The organism is Bacillus sp. FSL M8-0077 (genome assembly GCF_038050255.1).
GTDB classification, from domain to species: Bacteria; Bacillota; Bacilli; order Bacillales; family Bacillaceae; genus Bacillus; species Bacillus altitudinis.
On the sequence record NZ_JBBPAF010000001.1, the window covers coordinates 1,113,703 to 1,130,699 of the forward strand.

General features: G+C 41.5%; 22 protein-coding genes and 1 pseudogene. 12 read left to right on the plus strand and 11 right to left on the minus strand.

Annotated elements, in window-relative coordinates; all coding sequences use genetic code 11:
• Window position 1 precedes the first annotated feature (1 nt).
• Window positions 2-301 carry an HNH endonuclease gene (locus tag NST57_RS05560; RefSeq protein ID WP_142154727.1) on the plus strand — a complete coding sequence of 100 codons (300 nt, stop codon included), beginning with the start codon at window positions 2-4 and terminating at the stop codon, window positions 299-301.
• 47 nt (window positions 302-348) lie between these two features.
• On the opposite strand, the gene NST57_RS05565 is transcribed toward NST57_RS05560, so the two are convergent.
• The 8 genes from NST57_RS05565 to NST57_RS05600 all read right to left on the minus strand — a co-directional run bounded on the left by NST57_RS05565 (window position 349) and on the right by NST57_RS05600 (window position 3,818).
• Window positions 349-567: a spore germination protein gene (locus tag NST57_RS05565; RefSeq protein WP_003211468.1), complete on the minus strand. Its 219-nt coding sequence runs from the start codon at window positions 565-567 to the stop codon at window positions 349-351.
• Between the two features lie 22 nt (window positions 568-589).
• Window positions 590-1,024: a spore germination protein GerPE gene (locus NST57_RS05570; protein ID WP_142154728.1), complete on the minus strand. Its 435-nt coding sequence runs from the start codon at window positions 1,022-1,024 to the stop codon at window positions 590-592.
• Window positions 1,024-1,200, minus strand: coding sequence for a spore gernimation protein GerPD (locus NST57_RS05575; protein WP_142154729.1), 177 nt, complete (start codon window positions 1,198-1,200; stop codon window positions 1,024-1,026). Before NST57_RS05575 ends, NST57_RS05570 begins: the two co-directional genes overlap by 1 nt.
• On the minus strand, window positions 1,197-1,811 hold the full coding sequence (locus tag NST57_RS05580; protein ID WP_008348607.1) for a spore germination protein GerPC: 615 nt from the start codon (window positions 1,809-1,811) through the stop codon (window positions 1,197-1,199). Before NST57_RS05580 ends, NST57_RS05575 begins: the two co-directional genes overlap by 4 nt.
• 31 nt (window positions 1,812-1,842) lie before the next feature.
• Window positions 1,843-2,076, minus strand: coding sequence for a spore germination protein GerPB (locus NST57_RS05585; RefSeq protein ID WP_142154730.1), 234 nt, complete (start codon window positions 2,074-2,076; stop codon window positions 1,843-1,845).
• 14 nt (window positions 2,077-2,090) lie between these two features.
• Window positions 2,091-2,312, minus strand: coding sequence for a spore germination protein (locus NST57_RS05590; protein WP_003211745.1), 222 nt, complete (start codon window positions 2,310-2,312; stop codon window positions 2,091-2,093).
• 127 nt (window positions 2,313-2,439) lie between these two features.
• Window positions 2,440-2,601 carry an aspartyl-phosphate phosphatase Spo0E family protein gene (locus NST57_RS05595; protein ID WP_008348605.1) on the minus strand — a complete coding sequence of 54 codons (162 nt, stop codon included), beginning with the start codon at window positions 2,599-2,601 and terminating at the stop codon, window positions 2,440-2,442.
• A 122-nt stretch (window positions 2,602-2,723) separates the two neighbouring features.
• Complete coding sequence (locus NST57_RS05600; protein WP_341298213.1) at window positions 2,724-3,818, minus strand: CotH kinase family protein; 1,095 nt, start codon at window positions 3,816-3,818, stop codon at window positions 2,724-2,726.
• A 201-nt stretch (window positions 3,819-4,019) separates the two neighbouring features.
• Between NST57_RS05600 and cotG the strand changes: the two are divergent.
• The 4 genes and pseudogenes from cotG to NST57_RS05615 form a co-directional block, all read left to right on the plus strand.
• A pseudogene (gene cotG, locus NST57_RS20335) lies at window positions 4,020-4,523 on the plus strand (spore coat protein CotG); the annotation flags it as partial.
• Window positions 4,420-4,704 carry a hypothetical protein gene (locus NST57_RS05605; RefSeq protein ID WP_445818814.1) on the plus strand — a complete coding sequence of 95 codons (285 nt, stop codon included), beginning with the start codon at window positions 4,420-4,422 and terminating at the stop codon, window positions 4,702-4,704. The pseudogene cotG and the gene NST57_RS05605, both read left to right, overlap by 104 nt.
• An 18-nt stretch (window positions 4,705-4,722) precedes the next feature.
• Window positions 4,723-5,628 (plus strand): fumarylacetoacetate hydrolase family protein, encoded by a 906-nt coding sequence (locus tag NST57_RS05610; protein WP_341298215.1) that lies wholly within the window; start codon window positions 4,723-4,725, stop codon window positions 5,626-5,628.
• Between the two features lie 91 nt (window positions 5,629-5,719).
• Window positions 5,720-6,088 (plus strand): DUF1516 family protein, encoded by a 369-nt coding sequence (locus tag NST57_RS05615; protein ID WP_142154734.1) that lies wholly within the window; start codon window positions 5,720-5,722, stop codon window positions 6,086-6,088.
• A 38-nt stretch (window positions 6,089-6,126) separates the two neighbouring features.
• Here the strand turns inward: NST57_RS05615 and NST57_RS05620 are convergent, their stop codons facing one another.
• Complete coding sequence (locus tag NST57_RS05620; RefSeq protein ID WP_142154735.1) at window positions 6,127-6,651, minus strand: DUF2777 family protein; 525 nt, start codon at window positions 6,649-6,651, stop codon at window positions 6,127-6,129.
• Window positions 6,652-6,806: 155 nt separating this feature from the next.
• On the opposite strand from NST57_RS05620, the gene asnB reads away from it, so the two are divergent.
• From asnB to NST57_RS05640, 4 genes are all read left to right on the plus strand, one after another.
• Window positions 6,807-8,648: an asparagine synthase (glutamine-hydrolyzing) gene (gene asnB, locus NST57_RS05625; protein ID WP_341299187.1), complete on the plus strand. Its 1,842-nt coding sequence runs from the start codon at window positions 6,807-6,809 to the stop codon at window positions 8,646-8,648.
• Between the two features lie 147 nt (window positions 8,649-8,795).
• A complete protein-coding gene (locus NST57_RS05630) occupies window positions 8,796-10,313 on the plus strand; it encodes a phytoene desaturase family protein (RefSeq protein WP_341298216.1) in 1,518 nt (505 codons plus the stop codon).
• The gene (locus tag NST57_RS05635; protein WP_142154737.1) at window positions 10,310-11,785 is read left to right on the plus strand and encodes a phytoene desaturase family protein; all 1,476 of its coding nucleotides are present in this window, start codon (window positions 10,310-10,312) and stop codon (window positions 11,783-11,785) included. The genes NST57_RS05630 and NST57_RS05635 overlap by 4 nt, the downstream gene beginning before the upstream one ends.
• Complete coding sequence (locus NST57_RS05640) at window positions 11,778-12,617, plus strand: squalene/phytoene synthase family protein (protein WP_142154738.1); 840 nt, start codon at window positions 11,778-11,780, stop codon at window positions 12,615-12,617. The genes NST57_RS05635 and NST57_RS05640 overlap by 8 nt, the downstream gene beginning before the upstream one ends.
• A gap of 81 nt (window positions 12,618-12,698) precedes the next feature.
• Here NST57_RS05640 and NST57_RS05645 read toward each other — a convergent pair whose 3' ends face one another.
• A complete protein-coding gene (locus tag NST57_RS05645; protein WP_341298217.1) occupies window positions 12,699-14,075 on the minus strand; it encodes an MATE family efflux transporter in 1,377 nt (458 codons plus the stop codon).
• A gap of 113 nt (window positions 14,076-14,188) precedes the next feature.
• On the opposite strand from NST57_RS05645, the gene NST57_RS05650 reads away from it, so the two are divergent.
• From NST57_RS05650 to NST57_RS05660, 3 genes are all read left to right on the plus strand, one after another.
• The gene (locus NST57_RS05650) at window positions 14,189-15,055 is read left to right on the plus strand and encodes an AraC family transcriptional regulator (protein WP_142154740.1); all 867 of its coding nucleotides are present in this window, start codon (window positions 14,189-14,191) and stop codon (window positions 15,053-15,055) included.
• 14 nt (window positions 15,056-15,069) lie between these two features.
• Window positions 15,070-15,630, plus strand: a complete 561-nt coding sequence (locus tag NST57_RS05655; protein ID WP_142154741.1) for a GNAT family N-acetyltransferase — start codon at window positions 15,070-15,072, stop codon at window positions 15,628-15,630.
• Between the two features lie 63 nt (window positions 15,631-15,693).
• Window positions 15,694-15,969 (plus strand): hypothetical protein, encoded by a 276-nt coding sequence (locus NST57_RS05660; protein ID WP_035392471.1) that lies wholly within the window; start codon window positions 15,694-15,696, stop codon window positions 15,967-15,969.
• A 167-nt stretch (window positions 15,970-16,136) separates the two neighbouring features.
• Here NST57_RS05660 and NST57_RS05665 read toward each other — a convergent pair whose 3' ends face one another.
• Window positions 16,137-16,673: a serine O-acetyltransferase gene (locus NST57_RS05665; protein ID WP_341298218.1), complete on the minus strand. Its 537-nt coding sequence runs from the start codon at window positions 16,671-16,673 to the stop codon at window positions 16,137-16,139.
• Between the last annotated feature and the right edge of the window lie 324 nt (window positions 16,674-16,997).

A 16,997-nucleotide genomic window follows, 5' to 3' on the forward strand; every position in this document is an offset into this window, starting at 1 on the left:
GATGGCAAAGCAAACGATTGGATTATGTGAGCTGTGCGGAAGACAAGCAGTCGTCCTTACAGAACATCACTTAACGCCAAGAGAAGAGGGAGGGGCCTTTCTACCGACTGCCTTTCTGTGTATCCCTTGCCATAAACAAGTACATGCTCTTTATACAAACCAGGAGCTTGCCGCACGTTTGAACACACTGGATGCACTAAGACAAGATGAAAAGCTTGTTCCGTACATCAAATGGATTCGAAAGCAGCCGGCAAGCAAGCTGGTCAAAACAAAGAAATCAAGACAACGCAGAAAGAAATAAGCATAAAAAAGCGCTCCTCTAAATGAAATGAGTGTAGAGGAGCCGCTTTATGCATTGCCTACCATATTCTGATCATTTAAGTCAGGATCCACATAGTTGGTGGCGCTAATGCCATTATTTAAAATCAAGAAATCTCCGGTATTCCCCGCTCCAGAGCCTAAAGCAGATTTTGAAGAACTTTTAGGCGAAAGATAAAATGAGTCACCGACGTTTACGACGCCCCCAGAAATCGAGTTAATGTAAATGGGTCCGACAATTGCTGGCATAATCGACATCCTTTATTCGAAGTCATATCACCATCATATGCGCAGGGAGGTCCAATTGTGAGTTTGGCGGATGTTCGTCATTGTTGCTAAATAACTCTCGAATATGCTTCACTCGCGCAACGGCATTTATTTCGCACGTAGAGCCAATTTGATAGATAGACGAGGAAGAGACCCCTTCTACATGAATGGACGAAACTTTAATGAGGGGCTTTTCATGATAAAAGGCCGTTCTAACCGCTCGTTCTGGCAGCATCAATGGGATCGGCTCATAATACACTTCAAATTCTTTTGCATCTAGGTTTTCAGCTTCATTTCCATAAAACAAACTAATGGTTCGCTGAACAGCTAACACCTTCACGTTCGGACATAGCTCCTGTGTATCACCAATTTGAATAGTACTCGCAATCCCGACAGAATTCACTTTTGAGAACTTCACTTGAGATGTGCGCTTGATCATTATCGAGGGGCTAGAGGAACAAACGGGCCAATAATTAATGATTCTGGCGGTGTATCGAAAATTGATGACAATTGTACATGGTCCGTGTCCCCGATAATAAATAGGGAAGAGGACGATACCCCAACTACTCTAATGCTTCCGGTTTCGATGTTGCGGTTGACGACTGTGAAATTCATCCGTTTTCCTCTCCTTTCGTTTCATTTGGAATATGGGCTAAAAAATGCTCGATTGCTCGTTTGACATCATGTTTCACGTATTCAGCAATTTGCTCGGAACGTTGAAGCGGGGTCATATCTTCCCTTTGTGGCAGCTGCCCCGCATAATATTTGATTCTGCTGTCTATTTGTTTTCGAATGTCCTCAATGATATGGTGTTTGTTGCTTTCATCAAGCGAGCCTTCGTATCGCTGCTCTAGTTCTTCAAGAAGCTGTGGAGCTTCTTCATTTAAGAATGCATCGACAAGCTGGCGTGTTTGATTGAAAAATTGATCAGCCATTTCTTGCTGCATCATTCCAATTCCCGGGGTTGTTGTTTGGCCCACTTCAAAATTTTGAACACTATTTGGATCAGATGGATTGAGGCCGATATTTAATGTGCCTTCGAGCCGCTCGATTTTCAGTTGATCAAATTGATAATCAATCCGTTCAATCGTTGTTGTCGGTTTATCTTTGATCATTTGCATTTCCTGCTGAAGCTCGTTAAGCCTTTTTTCAAGCATCATGATTTGCTGTGTTTGCTTTTGAATGATGCCATACATTTGTGAAGCGCTGTTTTGATAGTCATACATATGCATACACCTCCGGGGATTGCAGATGAACTTATGTTGTTGGTGACTGAAGCGGTACAAAAGGTGCCGTGCTTGCGCCTAGAGACTCTTCAATTCCTTGTGTGCCTGCTGCGGCAGGTGCTGCTTCTACGTAGCTGCCAGTGTTATACAGATTGGAGAGTGCTTTGATGGATCCAGCACTGCCGATTTGAAGAACGGATGAGTTACTCACAGACTCCACACGTAAGTAATTAATTTGTATCGCTTGATTAATATAGAAGTTCAATGGATTCTCACTCCTTACAAGTTACCAACAAGCGGTTGATCAATGACATCACTATCATACGTATTTGTCACACTTTTATAGTTGCTAATGCGTAATTGATCACCAGTGTTAAAACTGCCTGCGCCAGCAAACGTTTTAACCTGACTATTTGGAGAAATGGTGATGCAGTCTCCAACATGAACGACTCCGCTCGTTCCGACGGCATTTACTTTAAAGGCTCCAACAATAGCCGGCATAGCGGTGCACATCCTTTAGAAAAATAGGGCACTTCGTTTTTGGGCGTTTCACCATAGCTTATGATGGGTCTTTTAATATGTGATTGTCTTTTTGAAGAACTTTGATGAGAGGAATGAAGTGTATGGTTTACCCTTTATTCGAGCATTCTTTAGAGGTGGTTTTGATGCCTTTATTTAAGAGTGTGTCAAGCTCTTGACTGCACCTGATGGTTTCTTCGGCATTCATTCCGAATTTTTTTGCGGTCTCAATTAAATGTAATCTTTTTTGTTCAATTTCATAATTGATCATAACGGACGCCAACTCTCACATTTTTTATCAAATAGAAGGATATGGTTAGTATACCCTATTTTTCTATAAAAAAAGCTGTTTCGTCAATATGAGAACTAAAGTGACAAAATTCGAAAGTGTCTTTACAGGTGAGATGTCTCTTTTTTGATTTCAGTTTGTAAATAACGTCGTCTTTTGTTGATATACTGTCGGATTAATTCTCGCTCTGAATGCAGCATGTCTTTTCGGTCTTTCGTATATGGATCGTCTCCGATTCGCTGCTCAATTGAAGCATGCCATGTCTCAATGATGGGAAGAAGCCGGTTTTCTAAAAAATGTGTATCTAGTACATGCTGGAAAAGGGCATAATAGTCTCTTTTAAATGCAGGGATGTCTAGTAATCTAGCGGTTAATGTATTGAAACCGCTGACTGGAATATAATCAAACGCCATTTCTTCTCCGTGAATATCACGGCCCCAGGTCGCATCATAATCCCAAGGCATTACTTGAAACCTTCCTTGATCATTCACATAAAGCGCATAGTTATGAACAAAGCCATCAAAATTCTGGGTACACACGACACCAATGAGCCAGCGGAAATATTGTGTCACATCAAGGTACTGCTCAATCTTATTTGCAAACGTGTCGTCCCTTGCGGTGTTCAAAAAGTAAATAAATTCACTCAGCTGCTTGTCGTGTTCAGGTGTTCCCGTTTTTTTCTCATAACCGAGAAGAAGGTGTTTTTTGGGCTTTTTATCAAATGAACTTAAAAGAGAGAAATTGGCATCATCATCGACAGCATAATAAATGCCGCCTCCATGCAGCTGTCGTTTTTGGAGGAACCGCTCATCTACAGATTCTATTTTTAAATAAATGCCTTCTTTTCTTCCATTAATGGTCAGAAACACATGAGAAGCGGACGGGCTGAACACACCCATATGTTCAAAGAAATAAAAAGACAGCCTGTTGCGAATGAAAGAAGGATCATTGTACTCTGCATTTAAGTGAAAAACGGATTCGCCCTGTCTTTGTTTAGGTTTTCGATATTCAATTTGATAGGATTTTTTCTTGAGCTTTCGAATGTGTGATCCTCGGTATGAGGCATAAATATGTGACTTGGTTTGGCCAGTTTTCAGAATGGCCTCAACGGGTTCATCGTTCCATACGTCCTTTTTTAATTCCATGAGATCTTTTGGATGAATCCAGATATCCAGTTGTTTTAAAGGTTCTGTGTCCATACGTTCATCACCCTCCTATATCTCCTCCACTATATGAAAATGAAGGAATGTCCTGTACCTGCTGATAGGTATTCATGGAGTTTTATAAGAAAGAGGCATTCGCCAAGAACACTTGTCTATCGAGTCTCGTAACATAAAGCAGAGAAGATAAACAGCTTTGTCTGTTTGTTTTGTCAGCACAGATTGGGAGGGGAATTGTTCGTGAGCACATTTGATCATTCTCATATTGAACATGCAGTTGATTCACTTCGAAGTGAGGGGCGTGATCATCACTTAGATCGTGAACCTGAATCGGGACATTCACACAAATCATCTCGTTCTCGTCATTCAAATCGCCGTCACTGGTTCTTTGGTGGGGGAGGATGCCGTAAATCACATCGCAGCAAAAAAAGCCATAAAAGCTATCGTTCTAAGAAAAGCTATCGCTCTAAAAAAAGTCGCTGCTCAAAGAAAAGTGTAAAGAGCAAGAAATCATGCAAAAGTAAAAAGTCGTATAAAAGCAAAAAGTCATGCCGCAGCAAAAAGAGTGAACCAAAAAAATCATACCGCAGTAAAAAGAGTAAACCAAAAAAATCATGCCGCAGCAAATACAGATCTCATCATAAGAAAAGCTGCCGCAAGTCACTCCGAAGCCATCGATCTAAACGTTCTCATCATCATAAACGGAGTCACTCTTGCCGAAGATGCGGAAAGAAAAAACATCATTCCCGCAATCAAGGAAATGTCCATCGCAAATGGGATCAAGGAAATATGTGGGAGTATCGACGCTTCCGCTAAATATCAGGTCTTCCTTTTTGAAACCCTTTTTAAAAGAGAGTATGATAAAAAAGGGTTTTTTTTATTTCGTAGAGAAATAAAAATGAGACATCATAATGTATTGAAATGAAGATTGCGAGGGGAAGACATGAAGTTTTTTACAGGTGAGATACATAACAGATTGTTTATTGGGGTCGTCATTGATGATGAATGGGTGATGGACGTCAAAAAGGCAGAAGCAAAACTATTTGAGCTGGAGACATTGCCAAACTCTTTATCTGAATGCATCAACATGGGGGACAAGTTTGTCGAACACGTCAAACAGCTTCTTGATTGGGCGGAGAAAAAAGAAGAAGACCGCGGCTCTTATGTCTATCCGCTTTCGGACGTGACACTCCATGCACCGATTCCAAAACCAACGAAAAACATCATGTGTGTTGGGAAAAACTATCAAGATCACGTCATGGAAATGGGAAGTGCGGCAGATATTCCTAAAGACGTGATGATCTTTACAAAGGCGCCTACCTCTGTTGTAGGGCATGAAGCGGACATTCTTCTCCATGAAGATGTGACAAGTGAATTGGATTACGAAGGGGAGCTTGCCATTGTCATTGGCAAAACAGGAAAGAATATTGCTCCTGAAGAGGTCCACGATTACATTTTCGGTTACACCATTTTAAATGATATAACGGCAAGAGATTTGCAGAAAAAACACAAACAATTTTTCATCGGAAAAAGCTTAGATACAACTTGTCCAATGGGACCTTATATCGTGCACAAGTCAGTGATCGAGGATCATGGAGCACTCCATGTGAAAACAAAGGTAAACGGAGAGGTTCGTCAGTCTGCCAGTACGGAATTAATGATCTTCCCAATTGAAGACATAGTGTCAACTCTTTCAAAAGGGATGACGCTGGAAGCGGGAGACATCATTGCAACAGGTACACCTTCTGGAGTCGGCAAAGGTTTTGAACCGCCAAAATTTTTAGCCTCAGGCGATCAGATTGAAGTAACAATTGAACCAATTGGGACGTTATCAAATCGCGTCAAATAAAGGTGTGTTGACACAGGATTGTCGCTTTGTGTTCGACTTATTTCGTGGTACGATGAGAAGGTAATTGTTCTGATAAAGGGGGAAATCACAAATGGGAACACATTTACATATTACAGCGTGGGTGCTAGGTATTATTTTATTTTTCGTTGCCTTTGCATTAGCAGGTAAAAACGATAAAGGCGCTAAAATTGTGCATATGATCGTACGACTATTTTACTTGCTCATTATTGCAACAGGCGTAGAGCTGTATGTTCGCACAGGAATGAAAATCCCGGGTTACGGGGGCGAGTATGTTGGAAAAATGATACTTGGTATTCTTGTGATTGGTTTCATGGAAATGGTTCTTGTACGCAAGAAAAAAGGAAAATCGGTGACGGGTGTATTCATTGGTTTTATCGTGGTTGCCATTGTGACCATTCTTCTCGGCTTACGTCTGCCGATCGGGTTCCATATCTTTTAAGATAAAAAGGGCATTGCTTATCAAAAGCAGTGCCCTTTTTATGTGAGATCAAACTGAGACATTAGCCGGTGACCGTCAGACGTCGTCCATTCCAATTGAACTTGATTTGCACCCGAATGATGGCATTGAAGGGCAAGTGATTGCATGTCTCCTGAAAACTGAAAAAAAGACACGCGATGAGATGGATGGAAGGAAGAGAAGACACAATCATAGACGGAAAAGCCAAGCTGTTCTACATGATCAATGATCTGATAAAAGACGCTTTCCGGTACGAATAGAAGCAAATCAAGCCAGCCTTTAGACAGTGCCGCTGTATATTGGATGAATTCTCCGCCTTTTACCTCCATCAGTTGTCCATTTTCACAAAGAACAACAGACCCGAGCAATTCACCTTTTGTCCATTGCTCCTTTTCTTTCAAGCAGATCATAGAACTTTGAAGGCTTTCAGGCAGCATGATGTCTCCTTCTTCGTCTTCAATCAGACAATGACCGTTTTCCATCAGTAAATACCCGTTACACCATTTTGGGTGGTTTTGCTGAAGATATGTCATTCGGTTCTCCATTCGCAAAACCTCCTTTCCTCTTTCTTTTCTTACCAAATGAAGCTTGTCCTATACACAGGGGAAAAAAGGACAAATCAACTATCAAGGAGCCGATGCATAAACTAAGAAAGGCTAAATGAGAACACTTGATGAAAAACGGATGGGAGCTGATGATGATGTGTGGAATAACAGGCTGGGCAGACTTTAAAAAGCAGCTCATCCAACAGGATCATGTAATCAATCAAATGACAGATACATTATCTAAACGAGGGCCGGATGATACAAATACGTGGAAAAGTGAGCACGTTCTTTTTGGCCATAAACGGTTAGCCGTTGTCGATGTTGAAGGCGGAAAGCAGCCGATGACATATACCCATCAAAACCATGCTTACACGGTGGTATACAATGGAGAACTCTATAACACGGAGGATATACGAAAAGAATTATTCAAAAGGGGGCACCGCTTTCTTGGGCATTCTGATACAGAAGTTCTTCTTCACGCCTATACAGAATGGAAGGAAGAGTGTGTGACCCATTTTAATGGGATTTTTGCATTTGTCATCTGGGATAGTGAGCGTGAATTATTATTTGCAGCGAGAGACCGGCTCGGCGTCAAGCCATTTTTCTATACAGAACGTCATCATTCCTTTTTGTTTGGATCAGAAATCAAAGCACTGCTGACTCATCCTGAAATGAAAGCCAAAGTCAATCATGAAGGCTTATCAGAAATTTTTGGTTTAGGGCCGTCTAGAACACCGGGGCAAGGCGTATTTAAAGGAGTGAAAGAGCTGAGACCAGCTCATGCCTTAACCTTCTCAAAAGATGGTTTGCGTGTATGGAGGTACTGGAATGTCAAAAGCAAGCCGCATACAGATTCGCTTGATGACACCGCTCAGCACGTGAGAGAACTCTTTACAGATGCCGTTACAAGACAGCTCGTCTCTGATGTGCCTGTATGTACGTTTTTATCGGGCGGTGTGGATTCTAGTGCCATTACGGCCATTGCCGCCAAGCACTTTGAGAAAATAGGGAAAGCCCCGCTGCATACGTATTCCGTTGATTACGACGGAAATGATCAATTCTTTGAAGCAAGTCAATTTCAGCCGAATGCTGACGGGCCGTGGATTGATCGAATGACCAAAGCGTTTCAAACGGATCATCACAGCTGTATCATCGGGCAAAAAGAGCTGGCTTCTTATTTAAAAGAAGCGGTTGAAGTACGAGATTTGCCGGGGATGGCAGATATTGATTCTTCTTTGCTATGGTTCTGCCGAGAAATTAAAAAGGATTTTGTTGTCGGTTTATCAGGTGAATGTGCGGATGAGATTTTTGGTGGCTATCCATGGTTTCACATGGCAAGCGAAACAAATGGATTCCCTTGGATGAGATCAACTGAAGCACGCATTCAGCTTCTTCAAGACTCATGGCAAAAGAAATTATCATTGAAAGAATATGCGCAAAGCAAATATGAAGAAACCGTGGCAGAAACCCCTCTTTTAGATGGAGAAACTGGAGTAGATAAAGCCCGAAGAGAACTTTTTTACTTAAATATGATTTGGTTTATGACAACGCTGTTGGATCGAAAAGATCGTATGAGCATGGGGGCGAGCCTTGAGGTACGTGTACCATTCGCAGATCATCGTCTTGTTGAGTATGTATGGAATATTCCTTGGGAAATGAAAATGTATGGAAATCGGGAAAAAGGGGTTTTGAGAAAAGCATTAGAGGGAATTTTACCGAATGAAGTGCTTTATCGCAAGAAGAGCCCTTATCCGAAAACACATCATCCTGCTTATACTCAGGCGGTAAAAGAAATGTTAACAGATTGTCTCGCGCAAAAGGATTCTGTGCTTCATGAATTTTTAGATCCACATCAATTAAAACAGCTGATTGAAACGGAAGGGGCTTCTTTTCAGGTTCCTTGGTATGGTCAGTTAATGAAAGGCCCACAGCTCATTGCCCATTTGGCACAGATTCATCATTGGTTTGAAACATATCGAATTGATATAGAAGCATAACAAAGGGTCGGCTTTCTTGCATTTGTTGAAAGGAAGTCGGCTTTTTTGATACATAACATGAGACTTTTAGAGCACATCAAAAGTTGAACTAACAGTTTTAATTTGTATAATTAACTTAAAGTGAATTAATTTGGAGGAAAAAGGATAATGAAAATCATTGTGATCGGAGCAGGACCAGGGGGACTTGCAGCAGCTATGATGTTGCAAAGCAAAGGACATGATGTTCATATATATGAAAAACAGTCCTTTGTTGGCGGACGTAACTCTAAGTTTCAACTTGGTGATTTCACGTTTGATACAGGTCCTACTTTTCTCAGTATGATTCATATTGCAGAGGAACTGTTCACCTTTGCCGGTAAAAATCTCTATGATTATATAGATGTGATTGAATTAAGAGAAATGTATAGATTAATCTTTCAAGATGAGAAGCTTGATATGATTCGAGATCGAGACGAAATGTACAAACGACTAGAAGACTTTGCACCTGGTGAGGGCGAAGGGTATGTACGTTTTATGAATGATACAAAACGAAAAATGGACCGCCTAACGCCGATTCTACAAAGTAAAATGGATCGTTTCCATCATTATTTGCGTCCAAAAGTCATCAAAGCACTTCCTCAGCTCTCATTAAATAAAAGCTTATATGATGTGCTGTCAGATTATTTCTCAAATGAATCAGTGAAATATGCCTTTACATTCCAATCAAAATATTTAGGGATGTCACCTTGGGAATGCCCAGGAGCATTCTCGATTCTTTCCTATATGGAGCATGACACAGGCGTTTATCATCCGAAAGGCGGAGTGAATCAACTGTCAGAAGCGATGGCAAAGGTAGCTGTTGAATCTGGGGCTACCCTTCATTTATCAACTGGAGTTGAAAAGCTGCTGACGGAAGGTAGGAAAGTGAAGGGCATTCGCTTAGAAACCGGTGAAGAAATACAGGCAGATGAGGTGGTCGTAAATGGTGATTTTGCACACGTCATGACAAAGCTTGTAGAGCCGGGTCTTTTAAAGAAATATAGCGAGAAGAAACTGAAAAAGAAAAAATTCTCATGCTCTACCTTTATGCTGTACCTAGGTTTAGATACGATATATGATGAGCCGCATCATACCATCGTTTTTTCCGATGACTATGCGAAGTTCGTCAAAGAGATTACGAAAACCTTTGAGCTGCCGGATGATCCGTCCATTTATATTCAAAATGCAAGTGTGACAGATGATTCTCTTGCGCCAAAAGGCAAGTCCGCTCTTTATGTGTTAGCACCCGTTGCCAATAATCAAAGCGGTATTGACTGGGAAGCGCATCAAGAAGAATTCAGAGAGCTTGTGCTGGATACGCTGGAGCGGAAAACGGGGTTTAAAAATATTAGGCATCATATCGAAATCGAGCGGATGATCACGCCGAAGCAGTGGGAAGAAGAGCTGTACGTGTATGAAGGAGCTACATTTAACCTTGGTCACCAGTTGACGCAGATGATGGTACTAAGGCCGCATAATGAATTTGATGAGTTGAAACACTGCTGGCTCGTTGGTGGAGGAACCCACCCGGGGAGCGGATTGCCAACCATTTTAGAATCAGCGCGTATCACGACAAATGCGATTCTGTCAAAAGAGAAACATACGCACAAAAGAGTGCCACATCAAGAAAAGGGGAGCGCCTCATGAAAAAACATATATTGATTGCTGGCGGCGGTATTGGCGGAATGATCTCAGCCCTCTATTTAAAAAAAGCTGGACATGATGTCACCCTTGTTGAAAAAAATGAACGGCTTGGCGGGAGGCTTGCTTTTGTACGTGAGAAAGGATATAAAGTAGATGAAGGTCCGACCATTGTCCTACTTCCTGATATGTTAAAAGGCATTTTACATGACGTAGGCATTGATGAAACCTCTCTTGATCTCTTACAGCTCGATCCGCTGTATACGATCCACTATCAAGATGGAACCTCCTACACGAAATACTCTGATACACTGAGACAACTAGAAGAAATCAAACGTGTATTTCCAAAGGAAGAACAGGGATATTTAACATTTATGCAAGAAATGACGGATCGGTTTCAAGAAGGGCAGCAAGCTTTTCTAGAAAAATCATTTCATGAAAAACGAACCTTTTTTACAAAAGCGAACATGAAGATTTTAATGAAATTAAAAGCATATCGAACCGTTCAAAGTTCTCTCAAAAAATATTTTTCGGATGAGCGCCTCCGAGATGCATATGCACTTCAAACCCTCTATGTCGGAGGAAATCCGTATGAAGCATCCGCCATTTATTCGCTTGTTTCATATAGTGAGCACGCACACGGAATTTACTATTTAAAAGGCGGATATGCGAGTTTAGTAGATATATTGGAGAGACAGCTCTTAAAGACGGGTGTACACATAAGAAAAAGTGAAGAAGTCGCACAATTTGAGTTTGAGGGGAAACGTGTGGTCAAGGCAAAAATAAATGATGAACACATAGCAGCTGATGCATTTGTGATGAACGGAGATTATCCAGCGGCGTTAAAACAGCTTGGTTTAGGTGAACAAGACCGGCGTAAATATGTTCCATCCTCCGGCTGCGTGATGGTGTATCTAGGGTTAAACAAAGTATACGATGAAGCACCTGTTCATCAATTTTTCATGGGAGAACACTTTGATCAGCATATGAAAGAGGTGTTCCAAACGAAAACGATACCTCAAGATCCATCATTTTATACTTTTAATCCATCGACCATCGATCCATCCCTTGCCCCAGAAGGCAGCAGTGTCCTATATATGCTCATTCCTGTTCCATCAGGAGATCACATCAACTGGGAACAAGAGACAGACTTTGTGGATAAAATGGTGGAGCGTCTTGAGAAAAGAGGCTTTCCGCAGCTGCGAGAGGCGGTTGTCTGGCACAAGGTGAGAACACCGAATGATTCAATGCGAGAAGGATTGTTTGAAGGCGGCAGCTTTGGCCTCGCTCCTAATTTGTTTCAATCAGGTGTGTTTCGCCCGCAGGTAAAGGTTGCAGAGGTAGACAATTTATATGCGGTAGGTGCTTCCATCCATCCCGGCGGCGGGGTACCGATCGTGATGCAAAGTGCAAAGCTCATGGCTTCTGTACTGCTTAAAGATCTGAACAACAGAAAGGAAGTGAAGCTAAGTGGTTGATGTGCAAACAGCATTGAAAATATGTGAAGAGACCATTCAAACCCATTCAAAAACGTTTTATCGTGCTTTTTCCATGCTGCCTAAAAAGAAAAGACAGGCTGTTTGGGCCGTATATTCCTTTTGTAGGAGAGCGGATGACATTGTAGATGAGTCTCCTTCACCAAAGGAGGAACTGGCGTCTTTTGAGAAGGCATTTGATCGTTTCTTGAAGGGAGAAGTAGATTGTGATGACCCAATGTGGGTGGCGCTGGAGTATACATTTCAACAGTTTCGTATGGATGAAGCCCCATTCCGTGACCTGCTGCGAGGACAGGAGATGGATTTAGAGCAGCACCGGTATGAAACGTTAGATGAACTGCTCATCTATTCCTATCATGTCGCAAGTACAGTTGGATTAATGCTGCTTCCGATCATTGCACCGCGTAAAAAAGAACAGCTAAAAGAAGCAGCGATTTCCCTTGGGATTGGCATGCAGTTGACCAATATTCTTCGAGACATTGGTGAGGATAAGGCGGAAAGGAACCGCATTTATTTGCCAAAACAAGTCATGGATCAATTTGGGTATACAGAGCAAGAATTACAAGAAGGGATCGTCAATCAAGCCTTCCAGCATGTATGGGAATATATTGCTTTTGAGGCAGAGGCGTACTACGAGGAATTTTTTGACCATCTCCATGAATTCCCACTTTATTCAAGGATACCAGTGAAAGCAGCTGCTCACTTTTATAAGGCTATTTTAGATAAAACTAGAGAAAACGAATACCGCGTCTTTACGAAGCGGTCATATATTTCAACACAAGAAAAAGCACTTATTTTAGAAGATATTACGTAATGAAAAGAAGACAAAGGGCTAAAATAAGGTTCGTTTTAGCCCTTTGTCAACAATCTGAAAGGACTGCACCCGCAGTCCTTTTTATGTGGAAGTAAACCGATACTCCGTCCACACCCTTGAACGCCACCGTCTATACATGAAGATACCTCTTACCCATTCATCCACGATAAAAGAAATCCAAATCCCGATAAGGCCCATCTCAAGTTGAATGCCTAATAGATAAGCGATGGGAAGGCCGATGCCCCACATTGAAATCATCGCCATATAGACTGGAAACTTTGCGTCACCAGCTGCCCGCAAGGAGTTGATGATGACCATATTAAAAGAACGTCCCGGCTCTAAAATAATCGTCAATATGAGGAGGAGGCTCGCTATTTGAATGATCTCACTGTTGCTAGTGAAAAAAGTAAGTAAATGCGTCGATGATAAAGATAAAGCAGTCGAAGAAAGAAGTGAGATGGCAATGGCCCAGTATAAGCTTTTCATGCATCTTCGATAGGCCGCATCAAACTCTTTCGCCCCGATCAGGCGCCCGATTAAGATTTGCGTTCCTTGGCTAATGGCGGCACCAAATAACATAATGAACATCATCAAACTCTGGGTATAGACTTTTGCTGCCAGTGCTTGCGTGCCCATAAATGTGATAAACAGCGTAATGATCATTTGAGAGCCATTATAAGAAAGCTGTTCTCCAGCAGAAGGAATACCGATTTTTAGCAGTTTTTTTAAATGCGTCCGCTGGATGTAAAACATTCGCTTGAATGAAAACCGTAATCCAATTCGGTGTCGAACAATGAGGATCATGGCTGTTAGTCCGATCAACCGTGCAAATGATGTGGAAAGAGCAACACCCATGACACCTAATACAGGGAAGCCAAATGGTCCGAAGATGACCAAATAATTACCAGCAACGTTTAACAGGTTCATACCGATGGTGACATACATCGTATCTCTCGTGAATCCATAGCTTTTTAAAATAGCACTATAGGTCATAATGAGCGCCTGAATAAAAGAAAGCAGGCCGACAATCTGTAAAAAGACGGATGCATCTGGCATGAGCTCGCTTGATAATCCCATCATATGCAGGATAGGCACAGCTAACACAAACATAAGAAGACTGATCACAAAACTAATGAGGAAGTTTGTGCCTAGTGATACATAGGCAACTTGGGTCGCTTCCTGCTTGCGGCCCGCTCCTAAAAGCTGCGCAATGACAATCGTCGTCCCAGTCGTAATGAAGCTGAACATCACAATCAATAAATTTAATAGCTGATTGCTTACCCCTACTGCGGCAACACTATTGTCAGAATACTGGCTGAGCATCAGTGTATCTGCGCTCCCCATCAGCATATATAAAGAGATTTCGATAAAAATAGGCCAAGTTAATGCAAATAATGAAGGGTGGGATTTTTCACTTTTGGCTTGAACCTTTTGTATTGTCAGTGCTTGTGGTTTCATCACATCGCCTTCTTTCGTATAAATCCGATTTATAGTGTACCTTGCATCGACTATAATAAGAAGAGATGAAACCGAAACTTATTGGAGAAATCCGACTTCATAAGGGGATGAATATGGGTCCGTTTATTACATTTACTGTGCCGCCATTTCCAGTCTATATTGCTTCAGGCAAAGGTGTATTCCAGCCAGGAGAACGACATATCTCCAGAATTTTCACCGTATTTGATCTTCTTTATGTCACGAAAGGTGAACTATGGATCACAGAAGACGAGGTGCCTCATCACATAAAAGAGGGAGAATACATCATCTTATCACCGGGACTCGCCCATGGTGGACATCTGCCATGCAAAAAAGAAACACTTTATGAGTGGCTGCATTTCTCAATAGATTCATTTGAGTTTACAGATCGGCCGAGAGAGCACTGGTTTGACATGAAACAAAATCAAGCCACTTTTGAAAAAGCAGCAAGCTATGAATTTCGTCTGCCCCGAAAAGGAAAAGTGAAAGGGAGAAACGTATTACAGAAGCATCTTTCAGCGATGCGTGCATTAAATGATGATGCGTCTGAACTTCCGCTCAAAAAGCAGCTTCAATTTGAGGAAATGCTCATTCACTTACAAAAAGAAGCATTTCATATTCCAAGTGCAAAAGAGACTGTCGCTTCAGAAGTGGTTCACTATCTTGAACGTCATTTTACGCAAAAATTACAGATGGAAAAGCTGGCAGAGATTCTTCATTACCACCCTGATTACATGACAAGATGCATGCAGACCGTGTACGGACTGACGCCAAGCCAGTACATCAATCGACTCAAAATTGAAAAAGCCAAAAGCCTACTTGCTTCAACGAATGAAAAAATTGCTCTCATCGCAGAACATGTAGGCATTGATGACCCTACTTATTTTTCTAAGCTGTTTCGGCAAAATGAAGGCATAACGCCTATCGAGTACCGCCATCTTGCCAAAAGGACGACAAAGTAAAGGAACGTGAACAGATGAAAGGAAAAAAAGAAGAGATTGTGGGTATACGCCCATTAGACGAAACCGATTTAGAAGTGGTATGGCATTTAAGGTTTAAAGCACCAGACCAGGCCTATCGAAAGTGGAATGCACCGTATTTTATTGAACACGACATATCGCTTGCTGCATTTAAAAAACGCTATTTACAGGATGAATCTGTCCTGCCAAAATTATTTGGCATTGATGTAGGAGGTGAATTAAAGGGCACAGTTTCTTATTATTGGGAGAATGAACGCACGCGCTGGTTGGAGTGTGGGATTCTTATTTATGACTCGCGTTTTTGGAATGGGGGCGTTGGAACAAAGGCATTGCGTCTATGGATCGATGAACTCTTTTCACACATTGATATCCCACGTATCGGTCTGACCACCTGGTCTGGAAATGAACGCATGATGCGTTGCGCAGAGAAATGCGGGTTTATCCTTGAGGGAAGACTTCGTAAGGTTCGTTACTATCAAGGGGAGTATTATGATTCGATGCGGTATGGGATGTTGAGAGAAGAATGGCAAAGCCTTCCTCACCATTCATTTGAATAGTTGTTTTTAAGATTAGGAAAAAAGTATAGTAAGATTAAATAAATTGAAAAAGAAGGGTGGCGGATGAATGTGAAATGGATTACAGGTTGGTTCGTATCCATATTAGTCGCAATCTACCTATTCGTTGATGCACCAAAACACGGGAAAAATAAATGGTTATGGGCCATCTTAGGCCTTTTACTCGGGCTCTTTACACTTGGAATATATCTCATTCAAACAGGAAGAAAAGGGTTGGGCTGGACAGTACTGATTGTGTCCATTTTCATCTATGCGATTGCCATCCTCGTCTTTGTCTTGTACTTCCTCATGCTGGTCTTCGGGTACTCCAACGCAAATTAGAGAGTACGGCTGTGGTGATTTTTTCACTTCATGTTGCTACCGATTGATGGTTTGATTGCGCCATAGCATCATAAGGATAAATGGTGTTGGGCTCGGGCAGGATGATCCTCATGTTTAACCATCTTATTTTATCTCATGTGGCTCACTGCTTTGATCAAGTAAGTCCTTCATAAAGAAGGGCTTTTTTCTTTTATTTTTTGCGCAGGCACACCTGCAATGACAATGTGCTCTTCATGAAAGGAGCGATTCACTACAGCATTTGCTCCGATGGAAATATGATTCGCAATATAAATGTTTCCAAACAGTTTAGCGCCAGGGCCGATCCATACATGATCTCCGATGACAGGCACATCTTTTTCGTGATGGTTTTGACCAAAATTCACGCCCTGATGAATATCACAAAATGCGCCGATTTTGGCATGCTTGTTCACAATCAACAACCCAGTATGGTTGATTCTGAGCCCAGGTCCAAATACACCAATTGGAATATCAAAGCCAAGCTGCATGCCTTTCTTTTTATGTAAGTAACGATAAAACCATTTGCGTAACGTAGCACCGCTATTGGTATAGTACTCATATTTTCGTAAATATCTTTGATATTTCCAAATATCATCCCCAAGCCACTTTGGTCTTTTTCGATTGATGGCAAGTGCTTTCTGATCTTGTGCCAGGTAGTGGTGAAGGTCATGCTTCGTTAAAATCATCAGATCTCCCTCGATTCCCTTTCGCTTCAGAGAAATTATACCATTATACCCATTTATATCAAGAGAAAATGACGTTCATTCTTTGATTTTCTACATTCATTTCATTCGGCCGTCCCGTATCAATCAAGGGCTCTACAACGCATAGAGCAAAAGAACCGGGAGAATTGATTTGTAATTTTTTTAACATTTTTCATGATTAAACGTTACATCGCCTTATGGCTGTAGATGTTTGTAAAAAATACACGAAATTACTCGTTAAAAAGAGAATATAGCATTTATATGCTTTTAGAATCATCTTTTTGAATACAATTGACTTTCGTATCT